23 protein-coding genes and 1 pseudogene are annotated in these 19,531 nt (G+C 31.2%); 16 read left to right on the top strand and 8 right to left on the bottom strand.

From position 1 onward, the window contains the following. Positions 1–51 precede the first annotated feature (51 nt). The 10 genes from MOV42_RS01115 to MOV42_RS01070 all read left to right on the top strand — a co-directional run bounded on the left by MOV42_RS01115 (position 52) and on the right by MOV42_RS01070 (position 6,943). Positions 52–1,248, top strand: a complete 1,197-nt coding sequence (locus MOV42_RS01115) for a hypothetical protein (protein ID WP_324171978.1) — start codon at positions 52–54, stop codon at positions 1,246–1,248. An 11-nt stretch (positions 1,249–1,259) separates the two neighbouring features. Further along, positions 1,260–1,754 carry a phage major tail tube protein gene (locus MOV42_RS01110; RefSeq protein ID WP_324171977.1) on the top strand — a complete coding sequence of 165 codons (495 nt, stop codon included), beginning with the start codon at positions 1,260–1,262 and terminating at the stop codon, positions 1,752–1,754. 2 nt (positions 1,755–1,756) lie between these two features. Continuing rightward, positions 1,757–2,032, top strand: a complete 276-nt coding sequence (locus MOV42_RS01105) for a phage tail assembly protein (protein WP_324171976.1) — start codon at positions 1,757–1,759, stop codon at positions 2,030–2,032. Positions 2,033–2,259: 227 nt separating this feature from the next. After that, a complete protein-coding gene (locus MOV42_RS01100) occupies positions 2,260–4,434 on the top strand; it encodes a phage tail tape measure protein (RefSeq protein ID WP_324171975.1) in 2,175 nt (724 codons plus the stop codon). After that, positions 4,435–4,794 carry a phage tail protein gene (locus tag MOV42_RS01095; RefSeq protein ID WP_324171974.1) on the top strand — a complete coding sequence of 120 codons (360 nt, stop codon included), beginning with the start codon at positions 4,435–4,437 and terminating at the stop codon, positions 4,792–4,794. It begins immediately after the preceding gene. Beyond that, positions 4,791–4,991 carry a tail protein X gene (locus tag MOV42_RS01090; protein ID WP_324171973.1) on the top strand — a complete coding sequence of 67 codons (201 nt, stop codon included), beginning with the start codon at positions 4,791–4,793 and terminating at the stop codon, positions 4,989–4,991. Before MOV42_RS01095 ends, MOV42_RS01090 begins: the two co-directional genes overlap by 4 nt. Then, complete coding sequence (locus MOV42_RS01085; protein WP_324171972.1) at positions 4,982–5,923, top strand: hypothetical protein; 942 nt, start codon at positions 4,982–4,984, stop codon at positions 5,921–5,923. Before MOV42_RS01090 ends, MOV42_RS01085 begins: the two co-directional genes overlap by 10 nt. Before the next feature lie 10 nt (positions 5,924–5,933). Further along, on the top strand, positions 5,934–6,140 hold the full coding sequence (locus MOV42_RS01080) for a hypothetical protein (protein WP_324171971.1): 207 nt from the start codon (positions 5,934–5,936) through the stop codon (positions 6,138–6,140). Continuing rightward, on the top strand, positions 6,137–6,520 hold the full coding sequence (locus MOV42_RS01075) for a hypothetical protein (RefSeq protein ID WP_324171970.1): 384 nt from the start codon (positions 6,137–6,139) through the stop codon (positions 6,518–6,520). The genes MOV42_RS01080 and MOV42_RS01075 overlap by 4 nt, the downstream gene beginning before the upstream one ends. Before the next feature lie 198 nt (positions 6,521–6,718). Beyond that, complete coding sequence (locus MOV42_RS01070) at positions 6,719–6,943, top strand: DUF7220 family protein (RefSeq protein ID WP_324171969.1); 225 nt, start codon at positions 6,719–6,721, stop codon at positions 6,941–6,943. Here MOV42_RS01070 and MOV42_RS01065 read toward each other — a convergent pair. Then, positions 6,940–7,134 carry a hypothetical protein gene (locus MOV42_RS01065; protein WP_324171968.1) on the bottom strand — a complete coding sequence of 65 codons (195 nt, stop codon included), beginning with the start codon at positions 7,132–7,134 and terminating at the stop codon, positions 6,940–6,942. The genes MOV42_RS01070 and MOV42_RS01065 overlap by 4 nt on opposite strands. Before the next feature lie 157 nt (positions 7,135–7,291). Between MOV42_RS01065 and MOV42_RS01060 the strand changes: the two genes are divergently transcribed. The 4 genes from MOV42_RS01060 to MOV42_RS01045 all read left to right on the top strand — a co-directional run bounded on the left by MOV42_RS01060 (position 7,292) and on the right by MOV42_RS01045 (position 9,011). Further along, positions 7,292–7,483, top strand: a complete 192-nt coding sequence (locus MOV42_RS01060; protein ID WP_324171967.1) for a hypothetical protein — start codon at positions 7,292–7,294, stop codon at positions 7,481–7,483. Between the two features lie 3 nt (positions 7,484–7,486). Continuing rightward, a complete protein-coding gene (locus MOV42_RS01055; RefSeq protein ID WP_324171966.1) occupies positions 7,487–7,726 on the top strand; it encodes a hypothetical protein in 240 nt (79 codons plus the stop codon). 1 nt (position 7,727) lies between these two features. Then, positions 7,728–8,363, top strand: a complete 636-nt coding sequence (locus MOV42_RS01050; protein WP_324171965.1) for an antA/AntB antirepressor family protein — start codon at positions 7,728–7,730, stop codon at positions 8,361–8,363. A gap of 423 nt (positions 8,364–8,786) precedes the next feature. Further along, the gene (locus MOV42_RS01045) at positions 8,787–9,011 is read left to right on the top strand and encodes a hypothetical protein (protein WP_324171964.1); all 225 of its coding nucleotides are present in this window, start codon (positions 8,787–8,789) and stop codon (positions 9,009–9,011) included. Here MOV42_RS01045 and MOV42_RS01040 read toward each other — a convergent pair. Then, entirely contained in the window at positions 8,992–10,176 is a 1,185-nt protein-coding gene (locus tag MOV42_RS01040; protein ID WP_324171963.1) for an IS3 family transposase, read from the bottom strand. The two genes, MOV42_RS01045 and MOV42_RS01040, sit on opposite strands and share 20 nt — an antisense overlap. A 105-nt stretch (positions 10,177–10,281) precedes the next feature. On the opposite strand from MOV42_RS01040, the gene MOV42_RS01035 reads away from it, so the two are divergent. Next, a complete protein-coding gene (locus MOV42_RS01035; protein WP_324173006.1) occupies positions 10,282–11,031 on the top strand; it encodes an IS3 family transposase in 750 nt (249 codons plus the stop codon). A gap of 168 nt (positions 11,032–11,199) precedes the next feature. Then, a pseudogene (locus MOV42_RS01030) lies at positions 11,200–11,430 on the top strand (integrase core domain-containing protein); the annotation flags it as partial. Between the two features lie 330 nt (positions 11,431–11,760). Here the strand turns inward: MOV42_RS01030 and MOV42_RS01025 are convergent. From MOV42_RS01025 to MOV42_RS01000, 6 genes are all read right to left on the bottom strand, one after another. Next, positions 11,761–13,065 carry an IS4 family transposase gene (locus MOV42_RS01025; protein ID WP_324173041.1) on the bottom strand — a complete coding sequence of 435 codons (1,305 nt, stop codon included), beginning with the start codon at positions 13,063–13,065 and terminating at the stop codon, positions 11,761–11,763. A gap of 148 nt (positions 13,066–13,213) precedes the next feature. Further along, on the bottom strand, positions 13,214–14,632 hold the full coding sequence (locus MOV42_RS01020; protein ID WP_324171962.1) for an HlyD family type I secretion periplasmic adaptor subunit: 1,419 nt from the start codon (positions 14,630–14,632) through the stop codon (positions 13,214–13,216). Beyond that, complete coding sequence (locus tag MOV42_RS01015; protein ID WP_324171961.1) at positions 14,633–16,729, bottom strand: type I secretion system permease/ATPase; 2,097 nt, start codon at positions 16,727–16,729, stop codon at positions 14,633–14,635. Beyond that, on the bottom strand, positions 16,714–18,021 hold the full coding sequence (locus MOV42_RS01010) for a TolC family protein (protein WP_324171960.1): 1,308 nt from the start codon (positions 18,019–18,021) through the stop codon (positions 16,714–16,716). The genes MOV42_RS01015 and MOV42_RS01010 overlap by 16 nt, the downstream gene beginning before the upstream one ends. A gap of 37 nt (positions 18,022–18,058) precedes the next feature. Beyond that, positions 18,059–18,292 carry a phosphopantetheine-binding protein gene (locus MOV42_RS01005; protein ID WP_324171959.1) on the bottom strand — a complete coding sequence of 78 codons (234 nt, stop codon included), beginning with the start codon at positions 18,290–18,292 and terminating at the stop codon, positions 18,059–18,061. A gap of 9 nt (positions 18,293–18,301) precedes the next feature. Beyond that, positions 18,302–19,528 (bottom strand): beta-ketoacyl-[acyl-carrier-protein] synthase family protein, encoded by a 1,227-nt coding sequence (locus tag MOV42_RS01000; protein ID WP_324171958.1) that lies wholly within the window; start codon positions 19,526–19,528, stop codon positions 18,302–18,304. Between the last annotated feature and the right edge of the window lie 3 nt (positions 19,529–19,531).

The following is a 19,531-nucleotide window of genomic DNA, read 5'->3' as shown; positions in this document are numbered from 1 at the left end:
AGTTCTTGATGAGCTTCCAGTTTTTGCATAAATAAAAATAAAGGAAAAAAAATGAGTATTAAAAGAGGTGTCGTAGGTAGTCGTACAAGTTCTAGTGCTAGACCAATAAGTGTAAAATCTACACTTCCAATAGCGTTAGTTCTTACAAGTAGTGTAGTTGTAGCTGGAGTGTATGGATTTGACTCTCCAAGCAAAGCTTTAGGCTTTTTTGAAGAGAGTTTAGTGCTAGATAAAAAGGGTGTTGCTACAAAACCAGATAGTGGAAATCTATTTAAGTATCTTGAATTAGGCAAAGATATGTTTAACCTTAGTGTTCCAACAATTGTAAGTGTAAGTGAAGTTGATGCAGATTTAGCCTTGCATAAAGCTAATTTTATTAATGCAACAAACTTGATTAAAAAATCAGCTTCAATGACAAACTTAGCTTCTAGTAAAAACAGTGCTATAGGTTATAAAGCAGATATAGTTGCTTGTGCCTTTGATAGCTTTGATATGGATGTGAATAATGCAAATGTAAATGTATGTACTGCTTTAAACGCAAGAACTCATATAAATTTATATGCAGATGGTAATGGTGATGCTATTGCTAAAAGAAATGGTTTTGGAAGTGACAGAGTAACCGTTGCAAAATGTAGCCTAGAAATTTTCAATACAGACACCGCATCTACACAGGAGTATGACAGTAGTGTCATTCTTGGTTGGTTGAGATGTTTTGTAGATGGAGATAAGAGTGGCATAGGATATAGTAAATCAATTTCAAATCGTGTTCTTACCGTAAGTGGTGTTGCAAGTCCATCAGAATTTTATGCAGGTGCATTGGATGAGACCGACCCAACCACAGAAAATCAGATTATGAGTTTCATACAACATCGTGGCTTTAGAACATGGGAATATTCAACTACATCAGTAGACCCAATTTGGCAAGATGCCCGAAGAGTTAGAATCACAGACCTTGCAATAGAAGCCGTACTAAATGGTATCTTTTATGCCATAGATAAAGGCATGAATGAGCTTAACTCTGCAAAAGATAGCATGAGAGGTTTTATGAACTCGCTTGTTGGCGATGATGTGATGATAGGGTTTAGTGTAGAACTTGATTTGGAGAGAACTACCAAAGAGAGAATCACAGCTGGAGAGTTTTACTTTATCATCGACAACCAAGAGATGCCAAGTCCAAAACTTATCCATGTAACTTTCAACCGTGTTGATAGATACGCTAGTGTCGTTTATAAAATGTTAGACAACTAAGGGAGTAAAAAATGAAAAATCAAGTAAGTCATGTAATAGCAAGGGCAGATATTTTTGTAGTTGGTGTTGGCTTTATAGGTGTAGGTACATATACCTCTCCAGAGTTAAAATGGAAAAAAATAACTAACAATGGTGCAGCTGGAGAGTATGACCTTGTTTATGGTGCAGTTGAAAAACTTGAAGCTAGTATGAAGTTTACTGTAACAAATGATGTTCTTTTTGAAGCTGCATTACTATTAAATAATGCAACTATTATTTGTAGTGAAGCCTTAGCCACTGAAGATGGTGCTAAAGGTCGCAGAGATGTATTGATAGGTGCTGTTGATATAAAAGAGAGTGAATCTAAACCGGGCGAAGTTAAAGAATCAGAAATTAGTATGAGTCCTCATTATTGGTTAAAAGAAAGCAGTGGTGTCCCTGTAATAGAGATAGATAAGAAAAAAGACATCGTTAGAATAATGGGTAAAGATGTCTTAGAAGAAATTAGAAAAGCTGTAGGAGGATAATTATGGCAGATGAAAAAACAAATGAAAAAAATTTAGGTTCAGTCACTTTAGATGGTGGAAAAGTTGTAAAAATTGCTAAACCAACTATGTTGCAAGTTAAGGCAGCTCAAAAATTTGAAGATGATGCAGAACAAGAAGCACATTTGATTTCAAGTATAACAGGCATATCAGTTGAAGAGCTTGAAGGTATGCTGTATGATGAATATACATCTATTGCAGTGCCATTAAACTCTTTTTTATACCGAGTTGGGAAGATGCGAGAAGAGGCATTAGCTTAATTGCAAGTGTTCACAGATTTTCCTATAGAGATATTTTAGATATGGATATAGATGAATTTAAATATTTTGTAGATGAGTCTATAGAGATTTTGAAAATGAGAAATGCTTGAGGTGGGATAATCCACCTCTTAAAAAAATGTGAAATGATGAGACACCAAGAGCTACTAAAAAAGCTACAAAGTTTCCGCTATTTTGCATTAAAATAAATACAATAAAGAAGGTTAAAGATGGCATTGCAAGAGTTTGGATTAGGAGTGCTAATAGGTGGTCTAGTTGCTTCATCTTTTAAGTCCTCTGTTAAATATGCTAATACAAGTATATCAGATATTGATAAAAATGTAAAAAAGCTATCTAAAACTAAACTAAATATAAAGACTTTTAAAGAGCTTAGTAAAGACGCTTCAAAGAACCGTGTTAAGTTAGCTCAATTTGGAAGATCACTAAAAAATGCTGGTATAGATACTAAGAACTTAGATAAAGATACAAGACTCCTCCGCCACTCTTTAGTAAACCTCAAAAAAGCTTCTAAAATTCAAATAAAAATAGATAGTAATAAAGCACAATTTGCACAACAAAAGGCTTCAATAATTGGACTTGGTGCTAGTATTTATGGTGTAACAAAAATAATAGGCAGTGCAAACAATGTCATAAAAGCTCAAGGGGAGATAAAATCGTTAGGCATTACTGCACAGGGTATAAAATCTATTACCAGAGCTGGACATGAAATGAGTTTACAGTTTGGTCAAATAGATGGACCAGCATTTATCAAGGCATCTTATGACATCAAGTCGGGTATCGCATCTCTAAGTGATGAGGGTGTTATGAAGATGACTAAGATGGCTGCAACAACTGCGGTCGCTACTAAAGCAAGTGTAGCAGATATGACAAGCCTTTATGCTTTAGGATATGGGATATTTAGAGAAGATTTTAGTTCAGATATGGGCTTTGGTAAGAAATTTGGTAACATGATAGCTAGTGCGGTACAAGCATTTAAAACAGATGGTAAAGATTTAGCAGATGGTATGGCAAATGTAGGTGCTCAAGCCAAAGCAATGGGAGTAAGTCTTGAAGAAGAACTTGCAATTATTGGTATGAGCAAGAAAGCGTTTAAAACTGCCAGTGAGGCAGGTTCTGGTTATAAGGCTTTTTTAGGTGGTGTTGGCAAAGCACAAGAAAAACTAGGACTTACCTTTGTTGATTCGCAAGGCAAGATGCTTCCAATGGTTCAAGTTTTAAAAAAAATAAAAAATAAGTACGGTGATTTAGATTTAGCTGAAAAAGATGAACTTACAACCGCCTTTGGTGGTAGAGAAGCTACTGCAATTATAGATGCCTTAATCAATAAAACTGATAAGTTGTCAGATGCTCAAATAAAGCTTAAAAAAGCGATGATGAGCAATAAAGCCGATGAAATGGCTCAAGCTATGAACCAAGGTTATGGTTTTGAAAAGATGGGTAATGCCATGGGCTATATGGCTTATACTGTTGGTAAAGTATTATCTCCAGCTGTGGATATTTTAGCTACAGGTCTTGGTGGTATGGCTATGGGTATTAACTGGGTTGATGAAAAAGCTGGTTGGCTTTTACCTACAGTCGTAGGTCTTGGTGTTGGGATTGTAACACTAGCAACTATTTTAAAAATGGGAAGTCTTGCTAAACTTGGTTTTTCACTTGCAACCAATATTGTTAGAAAGTCAGTTCTCCTAAGTACAGCTGAAAACTATGCGAATATGATGAGCTTTAATCGTGTAAGTATTGCTACAAGTTTTGCTACTGCAAAAACTAAAGCTTTAGCAGCAGCTCAAAGAGCTGGTGCATTTAGTAGTAAAGTTTTAGCCTTTGGATTAAAAGCGATTAATCTCGTTCTTGCTAATAATCCTATAGGTTGGGTTATTAAAGGTGTAATGGCTTTAGGTGCTGGAGCAATTTATTTATATAAAAACTTTGAACCGTTTACAAACCTTATAGATGGGATTTGGGAAAATGCTAAAAAGTTCTTTGGATGGATAGGAGATAAACTAAGTGTTGCAACAGATGCATTTAGTGGCGTTAGTAACTTCTTTGGATTTGGAGATGAAGATAAAAAAAGTCCTCTTAGAGCAGTAGCTCCTATCGCAATTAGTACAGCTTTAGCTGCTAATCCTATGAATATCCCAGAACATAAAATAAATACTCAAAGTTTGAATATCCCTACTCAAAAAGAGATACGAGTCATACGAGAAAACAACACTCAAACTATGTTCAATAATAACTCTAATATTACACCAATACATAAAAATTACACCATTAGCGTCATGGTACAAAATCCAAGCTCAAGCATAGATATAGCTGATGTAGTTAAACAGGCAATTAAAGATATTGAAGATGAAAATAGAGAAAACTCTATGGAGGATATACACTAAATGTTAGCTCAAATTGATGATGTGGTATTAGAAGTTGATAGTAATGTAGAGGAGGTTCTTGAAAAATTTATTTTCAACTTTGCTAAGGTTAATCGTGTAGGAAATAATCCAACTTATCAAAGTACAAATGGATGGGAACATGAGGTTAGCTTTAGTGGATATTTTGTACTAAAAGAACTTAAAGAGTTAGAGCCTTTAAAAGATGTTGCATTTCTTAAAAAGCCTATTTGGTTTGTGCAAAAAGATAGTCATTTTAAAGTATTAATAAGTGGATTGAGTATTAAGAAAAACCTCTTTTTAAAAGGTGGTGGATTTATTAAACAAGGTTTTGACATTACATTAAAAAGGTATTTTAAATGATTACATATATCGTAACAGAACCTCAGAGATTAGATACTATTGTTTATGAGCATTATAAGACTTTAGATGTCTATGAGACTGTACTAGAAATCAATGCACACCTACTAAATAAATATATTTTAGAGCTAGGCGATAAAGTGATGCTTCCAACTATCCAAATCACTAAAAAAGTTGAAGATGGTGCATTATGGGATTAACACCTCTTTTTAGACTTGTTGCAAATGATAAAGATGTAACTTCTCATATTGCTTCTAACTTAAAAAGTATCTCATTTAGTGATGAAGATGGTCTCAAGTCCGACAAGATAGATATAAGTGTATATGGAGATTTTAAACGCCCACAATACAAAGATGAGTTAAAACTATATCTGTACTACCAAGAGCAAAGTAAAGAGTTTTACTGTGGTCTATTCATCGTTCAAAACACTACATGGAACATAGACAACTCTATCACTATAAGTGCAACTGCAACTAACTTTAGTAACTCACTCAAAGAACTTAGAAATAGAAGTTTTAAAGAGATTAGTATGAAAAATATTGTATCTCAAATCGCATCAGAGCAGAATCTAAAAGTTAAGTGTGATTATGATGATATATTTTATCCATATAAAGCACAAAGCAATGAGAGTGATATAGCTTTTTTAGGTCGTATGGCTAAAGAATTAAATGCAGTTTATAGTATTAAAAATGAAACTATTATCTTTCTAAGACAAGATGAAAAAAGCACTTTAAAAACTGTAACAATAGATGCTAAAAATTGTGATAGCTTAACTATCAAAAACTCCAATAAAACATACTATAAGAGTGCAACTTGTAAATACCAAGATACTAAAGAAAATAAGATACAAACTATTAGAGTTGGAGATGAAAAACCAAGCTACCAAATACAAGAAACATTCACAAATAAAAGCAACTTGGAAGTTCAAGCAAAAGCGAAACTAACACAACTAAATAAAGGTGTTAAATCGGGTAGTTTTAAAATTGCAGGATTTGGAATTTATGCACGAAGTAATCTGAGGTTTTTAAACATAAAACAAGAGGATGATGTTACTTATCATATAGACACTATTTTGCATACATTAAATGATAGTGGTTGGAATATGAGTGTGACATTTTCAAATTCAAACTAAGGAGTAAGAAGTGAAATATACAGAGATTATAAAGGTAGGCGTTCGATACATAATAATTGGTTTTATAATGTACTTAGCATATATGGTAACAAGCATAGAATATATTAATGCTTTGGGTGAAAATAAAGCTGGAGTACTACAAGTTGCAACAGGTGCCGTCTTTGGTTCTCTAAGTATGATACTAGGTTTTCACTTTAATTCAAAGGTGGAAAAATGATAGGAATAAAACAATATATATACATAGCTTTAGCATTAATTGCTTTAGCGTATATGGGACTTACAAGTTGGCAAATAAATAACTTAGAGTCAGAAAATGATAGTCTAAAAAAAGATATTTTAGTAGCAGATGTAAATTACATTGAGTGCGATGAAACTATCAAAAAACAAAATACAGTTATTGAGAATTTAGAGGTTGATTATAATCAATCTATTTTAGAATTCGATGAGTACAAGTTGCTTCCAGCAAAAGTGAAAATCAAAGAAGAGAGAATCATCATATACCGTGATGTAAACACAACAAAAACTAGAAAGGAGAGAAATTGTGAAGAGTATAAAACTATTGAGTCTAACACTTATATGCTTGATTGGAATAAGTAGTACAGGTTGCTCTGCCAAAGAGCGAATAGTCATTAAGTATAAAGAAAAAAAAGTACCTGTAAAGTGCATAGTACCGAATGTAGATTGTAACAGATTTAAAAATACTTTAGACTCACAACAAGAGGAACTTCTACTTTGCAATAAAGAGCTAAGAAGAGCTATTAAAGTATGTCAATAAATGAAAAAAGGGAGATATAAATGCAAAATAAAAGAATGAGTTTAATTGAGACAGTCGCAGGAACCGCAGTGGGATTTTTGATTTCTTTAGTGTTGGTAAACATAGTTTTACCACTATATGATTTTGATGTAAAGCTAGGTCAAAGTGTAGCTATCACTTTTATTTTTACAGTAGTTAGTATGATACGAGGTTATGGAATTAGAAGGTTTTTTAACTATATTCTCAATAAAAAAGGTAGTAGCTAATCACTCTCTTTTATGATGTTTTGGAGGTCTATTAGCTTTTTTATTTTTTCGGTGTCAAGGTTATTTTTTTTGCATAATGCACCGAGTTTTAACAATTCTAGCATATCGGGATTATTACTTTTATACCACTTAATTTGTTGCTCTGATTTATTTATAAATTCTGCTATATCTTTATATCTTATATTTTTCATGTATGTATTCTAACACAAGATATGTATGTAAAACCTTAAATACTAAAAAGTTTAATATATAATACCTTATTTAATAATACTATAAGGTTATGTGTGTAATACTTCAATTATCAAAAAGGTTTAATATATAAAACCTTTAAATTAAAGGAGTTACAAAATGACATTAAAAATCAAGACAAAAAAGTTAAGCTACAAGTTAGCTTCAAAAATAGTTCAGCTAGTAGATAGCACAGGTGCAAAACTTCACATACACACCACTAAAAAAGTAGTAACAAAACTTAAAAATGACAATAGATTTATAAATTTTGCAAGTAGAGTTCAAAAACTCAAAATCATAAAAAAAGGATAAGAGATGCAAAGAGTACAACAAGTGCCAAATGGCTATATATTACCTGAAAAGATATACTCTAAAATTTGTGTAGAGTTGCTAAACACCAGTGCAAAACTAAAATTTATAAAAAAGTCATTTATGCTCATAGAAGCGGATAATGAGGAAAATGATGAAATATATGGAGCAGATGCCATCATTGATGATATTAGAATGGCGTGCGATGGTATATATGATATTATAACTAATGAAAGGGAGATATAAAATGCAAGAACTTATAAAAATAAACCAAACCATCATAGGCACAGAGACAACAAACTCTGTAAACAGTAGAGAACTGCACCAGACTTTGGAGATTGGTAGGGATTATTCAACTTGGATGAAAAATCAAATTGATACACTGGGACTAGATGATAATGTGGATTATATAACCGCTCCCCATTTAGGGGGAGCGGTTAATGGTGGTCAAAATGCAAAAGACTACATCATCACAACAGACACAGCCAAACATATAGCAATGGCTTCACGAACTCCCAAAGGTAAGGAGGTAAGAGCCTATTTCATAGAGATGGAAAAACAAATGAATGAAGCATATATCCACCCAACCAATGAACAGCACTTTAAAGATAAATATATAGAGCAACTAGAACTAACTAATGCACTGCTTCTAAAGAACTTTGAAATGCAACCACACTCAAAAAAAAGAACCAAAGAGAGAAATATTCCTAAACCACCAAAGGAGTTTAAATTAAACTCAAGATGGACAGATGAAGATAGAGAAACTATGAAAGATATGAAATCAAAAGGCTACAAAGCCGAGGATATCGCTAATAGACTAGGTAGAACACTTGGGGCTTTATATGCTCAACTACAAAGATTAAAGCCAAAAAAGAGTAGCTAAATCCTAGCCACTCTTCCCTCTCCAAAAATCAAAAATAATTATATTTTAATAAAAATAAAGCTACAATTTCCAAGCTTTAAAGCCTGATTAAATACTATTTAATTAAAGGTTAAATAGTATTTAAATTTTAGTGTAAAGTTTCGTTTAAAAGTTGTATCAGAAATTAAAGTGTTTGTACTAAAAATTCTAAAAATCGTGTTATAAATGTCAGTTATTTAAAAATGTCATAACAAAACCTCTTAAAGCCCATAAAGTTGGCACTTAAAAAGGTAAGCCTCAAATTTACATCTATGATATTCTTTACATTCCTTTACACCTGCAAAAGTAATTAAAGAGTACAAAGAAGAGAATGTAAGATTACAAGCTAAACTTGATGAATATGCAAAGGTTGTAGGTCAACTAACAGTAGAGAAGGACTGGGCGGTGGGAAAGTTAAGCAGCTTGGACTCTAGCTATAAAAAGGAGTTGATTGATAGAGATGAAAATAAGGCATTATCAGTTGTAAAACAATGTAATCTTATTAACTATAACAGAAGTAATTTGTTCTATGCACCAATGGTAAATCTATACTACCCCAATAAGTCAAGACAACTATTTCAAAAATCTAATTCCCTAAATACCTGTTACCCTATGCTACATTTTCACTAGATTTAGTGTAATTCTCATCATTTATTTTTAAACTATCATAATAAACATTCATAGGTTTTTTATATTTCAATGTCTCATGAAATCTTCTGTGATTATAAAATTCTATATAATCCTTAACATCACTTTTGAGAATTGATACTCTCTCATATTCATTGAGGTATATTTTTTCAACTTTAGCACTTCTCCAGAACCTCTCAATACAAATATTATCTGTTGCTCTACCTTTGCCATCCATAGAGATAATTATGTCATTATCTTTTAATGTTTGAGTGTGGATACAGCTTGTATATTGTGACCCTTGATCAGTATTAAATATCTCAGGCTTACCATAGAGTGCGAGTGCTTCATCTAGTACACCTATGACTAAATCTGTATCCATTGTGTTGGATATTCGCCAAGATAATATTGCTTTAGAATACCAATCAATTATGGCAGCCATATAGACCATACCACCTTTAATTTTAATATAGGTTATATCTGTTGACCATACTTGGTTTGCTCTTACGATATCTAATCCTCTTATTTTGTAAGAGTATTTATGATGTTGCTTGTCCGCCCAGCTTGTATTTGGTGGTCTTACAGCTAAAACAGCCTGTAAACCTAACTCTCTACGGTATGCCAGCACTGTGTTGGGACTGACACGAAAACCATCCTCTAGTAGTTGATGATACACTTTCATATAGCCATAGCTTGGTATCTCTTCAAATACTTTTTCTATATGTTTTTTAATTACATTTTTAGCAAGATTTACCATTGGTGCATAGAACAAATTACTTCTGTTATAGTTAATAAGATTACATTGTTTTACAACTGATAATGCCTTATTTTCATCTCTATCAATCAACTCCTTTTTATAGCTAGAGTCCAAGCTGCTTAACTTTCCCACCGCCCAGTCCTTCTCTACTGTTAGTTGACCTACAACCTTTGCATATTCATCAAGTTTAGCTTGTAATCTTACATTCTCTTCTTTGTACTCTTTAATTACTTTTGCAGGTTCCATCGCAACTTCTGCATTTTCCAAGAATATCTTCTTCCAATTTTGTAAGTTTTTTGGTGTGATATTATTTACACTTGCTATTTCATTTAGTGTCTTATCTTCTTTTAAAACTTCTAAAACTAACTTTGTCTTGAATTCTGCTGTATATGTTGTTCTTTTTCGACTCATAAGATTACCTTCTATTTTTATTGTTTAATTTTACTCTTTTAAGAATTAAACTTTAGAAATAGTTGTTTGATTTTCTTGGGGTAGTATAATCTTGCTAAAAATGTAATTAAAAAACATATAGAAAAAGTATTTGAAGAGATACCAAGCTATGGCTATATGAAAGTGTATCATCAACTACTAGAGGATGGTTTTCGTGTCAGTCCCAACACAGTGCTGGCATACCGTAGAGAGTTAGGTTTACAGGCTGTTTTAGCTGTAAGACCACCAAATACAAGCTGGGCGGACAAGCAACATCATAAATACTCTTACAAAATAAGAGGATTAGATATCGTAAGAGCAAACCAAGTATGGTCAACAGATATAACCTATATTAAAATTAAAGGTGGTATGGTCTATATGGCTGCCATAATTGATTGGTATTCTAAAGCAATATTATCTTGGCGAATATCCAACACAATGGATACAGATTTAGTCATGGGTGTACTAGATGAAGCACTCGCACTCTATGGTAAGCCTGAGATATTTAATACTGATCAAGGGTCACAATATACAAGCTGTATCCACACTCAAACATTAAAAGATAATGACATAATTATCTCTATGGATGGTAAAGGTAGAGCAACAGATAATATTTGTATTGAGAGGTTCTGGAGAAGTGCTAAAGTTGAAAAAATATACCTCAATGAATATGAGAGAGTATCAATTCTCAAAAGTGATGTTAAGGATTATATAGAATTTTATAATCATAGAAGATTTCATGAGACATTGAAATATAAAAAACCTATGAATGTTTATTATGATAGTTTAAAAATAAATGATGAGAATTACACTAAATCTAGTGAAAATGTAGCATAGGGTAACAGGTATTTAGGGAATTAGATTTTTGAAAAAGTTGTCTTGACATATTGGGGTAGTATAAGATTTTTGCATTTTTTTACAGCTCAGTGTAAATAAAACCTTTTTAACCATTACTATACAGTAGTTTCAAGCACTTTTCAGCCTAAAAAATTTTACTTTAAATCAAAAATATCTATGAATGGCAAAGGCAGAAGTATAGATAATATTGTAATTGAAAGATTTTTTAGAACTCTCAAGCATGGCAATATTTACATCAACGATTATGAGACAATTCGAGATTTAAAAGAAGGAGTAAAATCATATATTTACAAATACAATTTTAAGAGATTTCATTCAAGTTTAGATTATAGAAAACCTATGAATGTCTATCTTGATTATTTAAAAAGTGTAGAATAAAGTAGCAGTTGCTTATGAAATTATTGTCTTGATTTTTAGGGGCATTATAGTTTTACTGCCTCTATTCTAAACTCTTCACTGTATCTTTTTCTTGCCATTTTTCAACCCTATAATTTTCATAATGTTATATCATTATACTATCTAAATTATTGGATTAATTAGTGTCTAGTTTATAGGGGACATTCCAGTGTAAATCCTTGTAAATAATTCACTTGATTAGTTTATCAAATGAATCTAATTTTTAAGGTTTACACAGTTTACTTTACACTCTCAGTTGTCTTGACAAGTTGGGGTCAACCCCATTGACTTAAGCATAAAAACCATCTAAAATCATGCGATTGCCTTTTTCTTTCTTTTAAAGAAATTAGCAGAATTTACATAGATTGTAGATTTGTCTTTATCCTTATCCAGTCTTTTTTTACTCATTCTATTTGGTCTAATAATTACTGTATTAGTCATAAACAGAGTTTGCATATTTTCAAGTATTTTATCTATATGTTTATTGCTATAAAAAAGTTCAAAACTCTTTTGTTTTATTGTATTGAAAGATATGGATTTATTAACTTTTTGAGAATATCTATTCTGCAGTGTTTTCTCTTTCAGTTCTATATTTACATCATAAGATAAGAGTGATTCATAATTTGATAAAAACATTGTTATATGAAAATCTTGCTTTACTGATAGAGCTGTATAGCCTGTAAAGTTTTCTAATGATAATCTATTTTTTATAATATGGTAAAAAGTCTCTATACCCCATCTTAAAGCATATAACTCTTTAAAGTCTGATGTTTGCAATATATCATCATCTAAAATATTTGTAGCCAATACTTCTACTTCACCAGTCCTTAGCATCACTTGTACGAATCTTATTTTCATAATTGTTGGAAGATTGTTTTTCTCTAATTTATCTTTTACTTTTTTAGGAGCTTTGATTTCTAAAATAGTATCTTTTATTTTAGAGTGTTTATTAAATAGGAATTTTACTTTATTGAAGCTATTTTTTCTTATTCTCATGAGATAATTGGATTTCTCATTTATCTCTGCAAAGAGTTCATAAGATGGATACCCTCTATCATAAATAACTAAATCTTTTTTATCTGAATATTGAAGGTGTTGTTGTGCTAACTTTCTCTCTCCGATACTCTTATCATTGATACTTGCATCTATGACAATATTATTTAAAACATCATACAAGGTTGACGCTCTTGCTAAGACTACATCTTTTGAGAACTCTGGCTTCTGATTTTTTACTTTAGTTGCAGTAAACTCTTTTTTTACATCATCTGTATTTGGCAGAGTTACTATAGAGCCATCTACTGCTAACAATCTATAGCCTTTGTATGTTTGATACTCACCATCCTCATAAAAACCATCTCTTACTAATTCTGATAGTTCTATAAATGCTTTATAATTTAGCTTCGCTCTAGCTCTTGTGTACGCACCACTACTGACTGTTACATAAACACTATGGCATAGTTCATATATTTTTTCTTTTGATTCATTAAGAGTATTCTGTAAAGATTTACTACTTTTTTTAATCATTATATTCATCATTGTTATAAAATTTAGTTTCCTTTCTCTTGTAAAATCTGTGTCTTTCATCTTGCTACTACTTTTAAACTCTTTAGAAAGAATTTTTCTTCTAATTGCTCTTGTGATTTTTTTATTTGTTTCATTATTTTATACTTTTGAAACTTCTCTAGCAATTTTTATTCTCTTAAGTCAATGGGGTTGCAAGTTGGGGTAGTATACAGTCCCTTAATCCCCGTATTTTTCATTAAGCCTAAATAATACTCATACCTTCATTAAAATACTTAATAGCAGGATAAATAAAGAATTCAATGAGTTTTCTTTTCCCTACTTTCATCTCAGCAGTTACAGTCATCCCTGGTTTTAAGCGTTTTTTACTCCCATTAAAAAGAAAATAATTTGTTTCCAATTCAAGCACAGCTTCATAAACTAAACCTACCCCTTCTTTTTCAATGGAACTGCTGGATATTTTTAAAAGTTTTGAGTGTATAAATCCATATTTTTGGAAATCAAAGGTATCAATTTTAAGTAAAGCTTCTATTTTATCTCCGACATATCCAATATCTTTATTTTCTACATCTACTTTAGCTCTTAATTTGACGGTACTTGGCACTATTGTCATGAGCTTTTGGGCTGAAGTCAGCACACTTTCTTGGGTATTCACATCTAGCTTTAGGATATATCCATCCACAGGTGAAACAATATTATATTTATATTTTTGTAAAAGAAGTGTTTGAACTTCAACAATAAGTTTTTTTTTAACTTGGTCGATTTCCCTTAATTCTTTATAGTATTTAGCATTATTAGTAAATCTAATGAGTGCTTTTTGTTTAGATAGTTCTTGAAGATTATTATTTAACCCAAGTAATCTATTGTCATAGGTTCTTATTTCATTTTTTAAAAAAACTACTTTATATTGTATTTGGATATATTGTATTCGAGGAATAATATCAATGACTTTTTTATAATGTGCCTGTTTAATCTCTTCTTCGTCCAGATTTGTAAGTTTGTTTTCTTTTTCCAGTTTGGCAATATTCATTTTTTGTGAGACATCATTAATTTTTTCTTCCAACATAGACAGTTGCTGATTATAAGAATTTTTTTCATTGTTATATATATCTTTTTCATATTTATAATATTGGGCATTCATAGAGTTTTTATATTCAAAAACTTCATTTCCAATCAATGCAGTAAGTCGTAACATCTTAACATCAAATTCTTTGATAAGTTCAGATTTGGCTTCCATTTGTGTCTCTATGATATTCGTATCCATTATGATAAGCAATTGTCCTTTTTTGACACTGTCCCCTTCTTTTACTAAGATATCTAGAATATTTCCATTGTAAGTGGACTGCACTGTTTTAATATCTCCACTGGGGACTAGCTTTCCCCGTGCTGTTACTACCACATCAATTTCAGAGACACTTAACCATATCACTCCTACAGTAAATACCCCAATGACTGCCCATAGGATAAAATGTCCTACAGGACTTGCGGGTCTGTCTTCTATTTCTATAAGTAGAGGTTTAAAAGTGTGTTTATCTTGTAAGAGATATTTATTACTAGACATCTTTAACCCCAAATACTTTTTGGTTTTAAGAGCTATTTTTACAATTTTATTGGCTATTCCCATAATGAGGATTTCTTTGGTTTTTAAAAATATCTTTTTCATTTATCTTCCCTGTTGAGTAATTAAACTGTAGTAATACCCTTCTTTTTCCATGAGTTCATCATGTGAGCCAAACTCTAAAATTTCTCCTTTATCCAAAGCATAGATTACATCACAATCTCTTACAGTAGATAAGCGGTGTGCGATGATTAACATGGTTCTATTGTGTTTAATAATTTTCATATTATCTTGAATAATTTTTTCACTTTCATAATCAAGAGCAGAGGTTGCTTCATCAAAGATCAATAGTTTGGGCTTTGTAATAAGTGCTCGTGCAATAGCCACCCTTTGTCTTTGACCTCCTGAAAGTGCAGAACCTCTCTCACCAACAGCGGTATCATAGCCTTCAGAAAACTCACTGATAAACTCATGCGCTCCTGCCATGGTTGAAGCTTCAATAATCTCATCCATAGTAGCTGCCGGTTTAGATAAGGTAATATTGTCTTTGATACTTCCTGAGAATAAAAAGTTCTCTTGTAATACCACACCTATATGTCCCCTTAACCATTTAGGGTTTAAGTGTCGAGAATCTACTCCGTCCATATAAATCATTCCGGAATTCACCACATAGAGTCTTTGTACTAGCTTAGTAATTGTACTTTTTCCACTGCCACTTCGTCCAACTAGGCCAATAGTTTGTCCAGATTTTACTGTAAATGAAATATTATTTAAAATATTTGGAGTATTTAAAGAGTATTTGAAATTAACATTTTCAAATTTTATGTCTCCCTCCAATTTGGACAAAGTAATAGCATTTTCCACATCTTGCTCAGTTGGAGTGTTTAAAATATCACCTACTCTATCAACGGATAATAATGCTTGTTGAAGGTCATTCCATAAATTAACCAGTCTTAAAATAGGACCTATAAATTGATTGGCAAACATTTGAAAAGCAATAAGTTGTCCTACTGAGAGTTTTTGATCAATAACTAAAAGGACACCAAAATATAAAATACCAATAGTCATAAGTTGTCGAAGAAAAGCACTGAAACCACTTAAGATATTGGAGAGTTTAGATAGATCAAAACCTGCTTCCACGTACTTTGCAAGATGATTATTCCATTTCTTTTCCATAGATCCTTCCACATTTAGTGACTTAACTGTCTGCACGCCTGTAATGGCTTCAACCAAATATGAATTTGAATGAGCAGCCATTTGAAACTTTTCTTCTAATTTTTTTCGTAACAGTGGGGTAAAGATTAAATAGATGAGTCCAATAAGTGTTACAATACCCAATACAATGAAAGTCAGCTTTACACTATAAAAAAACATTACCACTACAAAAACAATAGAAAAAAGTAAATCTAACAATACATTAATAGATTTATCAGCAATAAAATCTCGAATTTCATCCAGCTCTCGAACCCGTGCGGAAATATTACCCACTTGTCTGCTTTCAAAATAGGCTATGGGTAAAGACAAAAGGTGTTTGAATAACTTAGATCCTAAAGTAGCATCTATTTTGGAGGAAGTATGAAAGAAGACATAGTTTCTTACTACATTGAGTAGAAAATCAAATACTCCAACAGTGATAAATGCAATACCAATCACTTTTAAAGTTGATAAACTTCCATGGGCAATGACTTTATCTAAAATAACTTGAGTAAACAGTGGTGTGACTAATGCAAAGAGTTGGATAACAAAGGAAGCCAAGAGTACTTCGGACATCACTTTTTTATGATGTAGTATTTGTCGATAAAACCAAGAGAAACTAAATTTAATTTGTTTAGTAAAATATTTTTCGGATAGTATAAGATAATTTTCTTTATCTTGATCCAATTGCTCAAACTCTATAAGCTTTGGTTCATGTTCATTAGTATAAAAGATAACAACTTCATTTCTTTCAATATTGGCTTTTAAAATAACTGCATAAGTATTATCTTTGAGTTGAACCATCATTGGTAAAGGATAATGTTCAACTAGAACTTTTAGATCCATGTTTTTAGCTTTAATATTAAAACCTTCATTTTTTCCAATTAAAATCACTTCTTCTATGGATATTTCTTCTTGTATAGCATATTCATTAATAATGCTGTCTATATTAATAGGTACATCATAAAAACGTCCAATGAGTTGCAAAGAGATTAAAGAAGAGTGCATATATTATCCTTTTCCAAGACAATAGAAATATATTTTTTATAAAAAATATTTTGAAATTTTCTTTTAATTACATCCAATTCTTCATTATATATTTTAATTTTTGAATCACTTATTTTATATTTATATTCCAAACCCTCATTATACATTCGGGTATTTTTATCTATTTCATCGAGGAAAGTATAAATTTTCTCATCACTAACTCTTTTAAAGACTTCATAGTTCTTTATTTCTATAAATCTTCTGTTAAGTTCAATGCTTGTTTCTTGTTTGACTTTATTATATAGAATTTCCTCATTTTTTATTTCTAATAGTTTTCTTCTTTTTTTGGACTCATACTTAAAAATACTATTTAAAGACCATTTTAAATTAAGCCCAACTCTATAATCTCTTTTATTAGTGTATTTAGGATATCCTTCTGAGTATTCGTTATAAAAATCATTGTTAAAATACACATCTACTGTTGGCATTGCAGAGTATTGATAAAATTTTATTTCTTTTTTATTTTTATTTATTTTTTCATCTTTAATTTTGCTTTTAATGTAATTAAGTTCATAGTTTTTATCTTCACTATTATAATGATGGGTTAATGGAGCCAGTTTTATATTAGAATTTAACGAATAACCAGTTTTTATTTTTAAAATTGCAGTGTAATATTCTCTTATATTGTCTTGGGTATTTAAGGCATTTATAGCATTTAAGAGTGTGGCTTTATCAGTGATGAGCTGTATGGCGCCTAATAAACCTTGTTCATAAAGTTTTGTTTTCATATCAAATCTTGTTTTATGCTCTAGGATTAACTTTTTTAAAACGATAATAGAAGCTCTACTAATTTGAATAGAGTAATAAGCATCTAAAAGCTGCAAGGAGGATTGTATTTTAGCTTCACAGATACCTAAATCACTAATCTTACTGTCTTGTTTTAGGATATCTATTTGTGTTTGTTTAGCATCAAAATCATATACTTTTAAAGTGCTATTAATGGAAAAAGTTGCTTTAGTAGTTCTATACGCACTAGTATCTCCCTCGAAGTCTTTATAAGATTTATATTTGTTATAATCTAAATTAATTTGGGGATAGTACCCTAATTTCACCATATCTATATCTTCTTTAATGGTTAATTTTTTATTTTCTATTTGTTGAATATCAAAGTTATATTTAAGTGATCTTTTAAACAGTTCATTGAAACTAATTTCAGTTCGTTGATCTTTTAAATCAATTTCTATGATTTCTTTTATCTCTTCATATAATATGCTGTTTGAATAAGTATTTGTACAAAATAAACTTGTTATCAATAAAGTCTTTACCATGCTTTCGTACTTCATGGAATTATCAATTTTGGAAAAGCAGAATAATATCTTCTATTTTAGTGACATCTTTCAATTTTTCCACTCCTATAACTTTATTAGTTTGTTTTTCTAATAAAAGAGATAAATCGATTAAATCCAAACTATCAAGTCCTAAATCGAAATAAAAACTACTACTGAGTTTGATTCGAGTGCGTTTAACTTCAAATTCATCAACTAATATTTCTACAATTTGATTAAAAATAATTTCATTAGTCATTAGAGTTCCTTAAGTATATTTTTTAAAAATAAGAGAAGTATTAATTCCCCCAAATGCAAAATTATTTTTTAGTACGATAGTGACTTCTTGTTTTCTTACTTCTTTAATATAATCCAAAGATGAACATTCTTCATCTAAGTTGTCAATATTAATATTTGAAGGTAATTTATTTTGGATAATGGAGCAAATAGCTGCTATAGACTCAATTGCTCCACAGGCACCTAAAGTATGTCCTATTTGACCCTTGAGACTACTAACCGGAACTTTATCTTTGAATAGTTTATATATTGCATTGGATTCAACAATATCACCCAAATATGTTGATGTAGCATGGGCATTAACATAATCAATCTCAGTTGCTTTTAAATTTGCATTATTTATTGCTCTTTCCATCACATGAATAATACTGTCTTCATTTGGATTGGTCATATGACTACCATTGCAGTTGGTTGAATAAGATATGATTTCTGCATAAATTTTGGCACCTCTTTTAAGAGCTGTATCTCTATCTTCAAGTATGAGAGTACCCGCACCTTCTGCCACTACAACCCCATCTCTGTTTTTGTCAAAGGGGCGAGAAGATTGTTCCGGTGTTTGATTATAAGCAGAGGAAGCAGCACCCATCACATCAAAGATGGATGCCAGTGAATGATGCATCCCTTCTGCACCACCACAAATCATTCTATCCATTTGAGAATTTTGTATTAATTCATAAGACATTCCTATAGCTTGAGAAGAAGAGGTGCAGGCAGAACATATAGGAATACTTATTCCTTTTATATTTAAATAAGAACATAAGTTCGCACATACAGTATTGGACATGTATTTTAAAAAATCCATGGATGTTTGTTTCATATAGGACTTATCTTCTCTTAAATCACCAAAAACTTTTTCTAAAGTTGCACCTCCACCCACTGTTGAACCATAGGAAATACCAGTTCGATAAGAGGAAATTTCCTTTTGACTTAGCTTTGCATCAAAAATGGCATCCTTACTTGCCAATGCTGCTAAAATAGAGCCCCTATCCATAGATCGTCTGTTTTTTCTTGGTATTTCTTTTTCATCTATACCTACAACAATTCCAGCTACTTTTGTTTTTAAGCCAATTATAGGATCCCAGCAATTCATTGTTTGAATGCCACTCTTCTTTGCAAATAGATTCTCTTGAAATTCACTTAATGAATTTCCTATAGGACTTTTAATTCCAATTCCTGTTATAACAACTCTTCTTTTCATACT

The sequence above is a fragment of the Sulfurimonas sp. genome, assembly GCF_029027405.1.
In the GTDB taxonomy this organism is placed as follows: Bacteria; Campylobacterota; Campylobacteria; order Campylobacterales; family Sulfurimonadaceae; genus Sulfurimonas.
Note: the sequence above shows the minus strand (reverse complement) of the source record. Positions and strands in the feature narration are given on the sequence as shown.

Excerpts from the sequence above, each read along its gene's own strand:
- MOV42_RS01115 (WP_324171978.1), top strand. The coding sequence starts at position 52 with ATGAGTATTAAAAGAGGTGTCGTAGGTAGTCGTACAAGTTCTAGTGCT.
- MOV42_RS01110 (WP_324171977.1), top strand. The coding sequence starts at position 1,260 with ATGAAAAATCAAGTAAGTCATGTAATAGCAAGGGCAGATATTTTTGTA.
- MOV42_RS01105 (WP_324171976.1), top strand. The coding sequence starts at position 1,757 with ATGGCAGATGAAAAAACAAATGAAAAAAATTTAGGTTCAGTCACTTTA.
- MOV42_RS01100 (WP_324171975.1), top strand. The coding sequence starts at position 2,260 with ATGGCATTGCAAGAGTTTGGATTAGGAGTGCTAATAGGTGGTCTAGTT.
- MOV42_RS01095 (WP_324171974.1), top strand. The coding sequence starts at position 4,435 with ATGTTAGCTCAAATTGATGATGTGGTATTAGAAGTTGATAGTAATGTA.
- MOV42_RS01090 (WP_324171973.1), top strand. The coding sequence starts at position 4,791 with ATGATTACATATATCGTAACAGAACCTCAGAGATTAGATACTATTGTT.
- MOV42_RS01085 (WP_324171972.1), top strand. The coding sequence starts at position 4,982 with ATGGGATTAACACCTCTTTTTAGACTTGTTGCAAATGATAAAGATGTA.
- MOV42_RS01075 (WP_324171970.1), top strand. The coding sequence starts at position 6,137 with ATGATAGGAATAAAACAATATATATACATAGCTTTAGCATTAATTGCT.
- MOV42_RS01070 (WP_324171969.1), top strand. The coding sequence starts at position 6,719 with ATGCAAAATAAAAGAATGAGTTTAATTGAGACAGTCGCAGGAACCGCA.
- MOV42_RS01065 (WP_324171968.1), bottom strand. The coding sequence starts at position 7,134 with ATGAAAAATATAAGATATAAAGATATAGCAGAATTTATAAATAAATCA.
- MOV42_RS01060 (WP_324171967.1), top strand. The coding sequence starts at position 7,292 with ATGACATTAAAAATCAAGACAAAAAAGTTAAGCTACAAGTTAGCTTCA.
- MOV42_RS01055 (WP_324171966.1), top strand. The coding sequence starts at position 7,487 with ATGCAAAGAGTACAACAAGTGCCAAATGGCTATATATTACCTGAAAAG.
- MOV42_RS01050 (WP_324171965.1), top strand. The coding sequence starts at position 7,728 with ATGCAAGAACTTATAAAAATAAACCAAACCATCATAGGCACAGAGACA.
- MOV42_RS01040 (WP_324171963.1), bottom strand. The coding sequence starts at position 10,176 with ATGAGTCGAAAAAGAACAACATATACAGCAGAATTCAAGACAAAGTTA.
- MOV42_RS01020 (WP_324171962.1), bottom strand. The coding sequence starts at position 14,632 with ATGAAAAAGATATTTTTAAAAACCAAAGAAATCCTCATTATGGGAATA.
- MOV42_RS01015 (WP_324171961.1), bottom strand. The coding sequence starts at position 16,729 with ATGCACTCTTCTTTAATCTCTTTGCAACTCATTGGACGTTTTTATGAT.
- MOV42_RS01005 (WP_324171959.1), bottom strand. The coding sequence starts at position 18,292 with ATGACTAATGAAATTATTTTTAATCAAATTGTAGAAATATTAGTTGAT.
- MOV42_RS01000 (WP_324171958.1), bottom strand. The coding sequence starts at position 19,528 with ATGAAAAGAAGAGTTGTTATAACAGGAATTGGAATTAAAAGTCCTATA.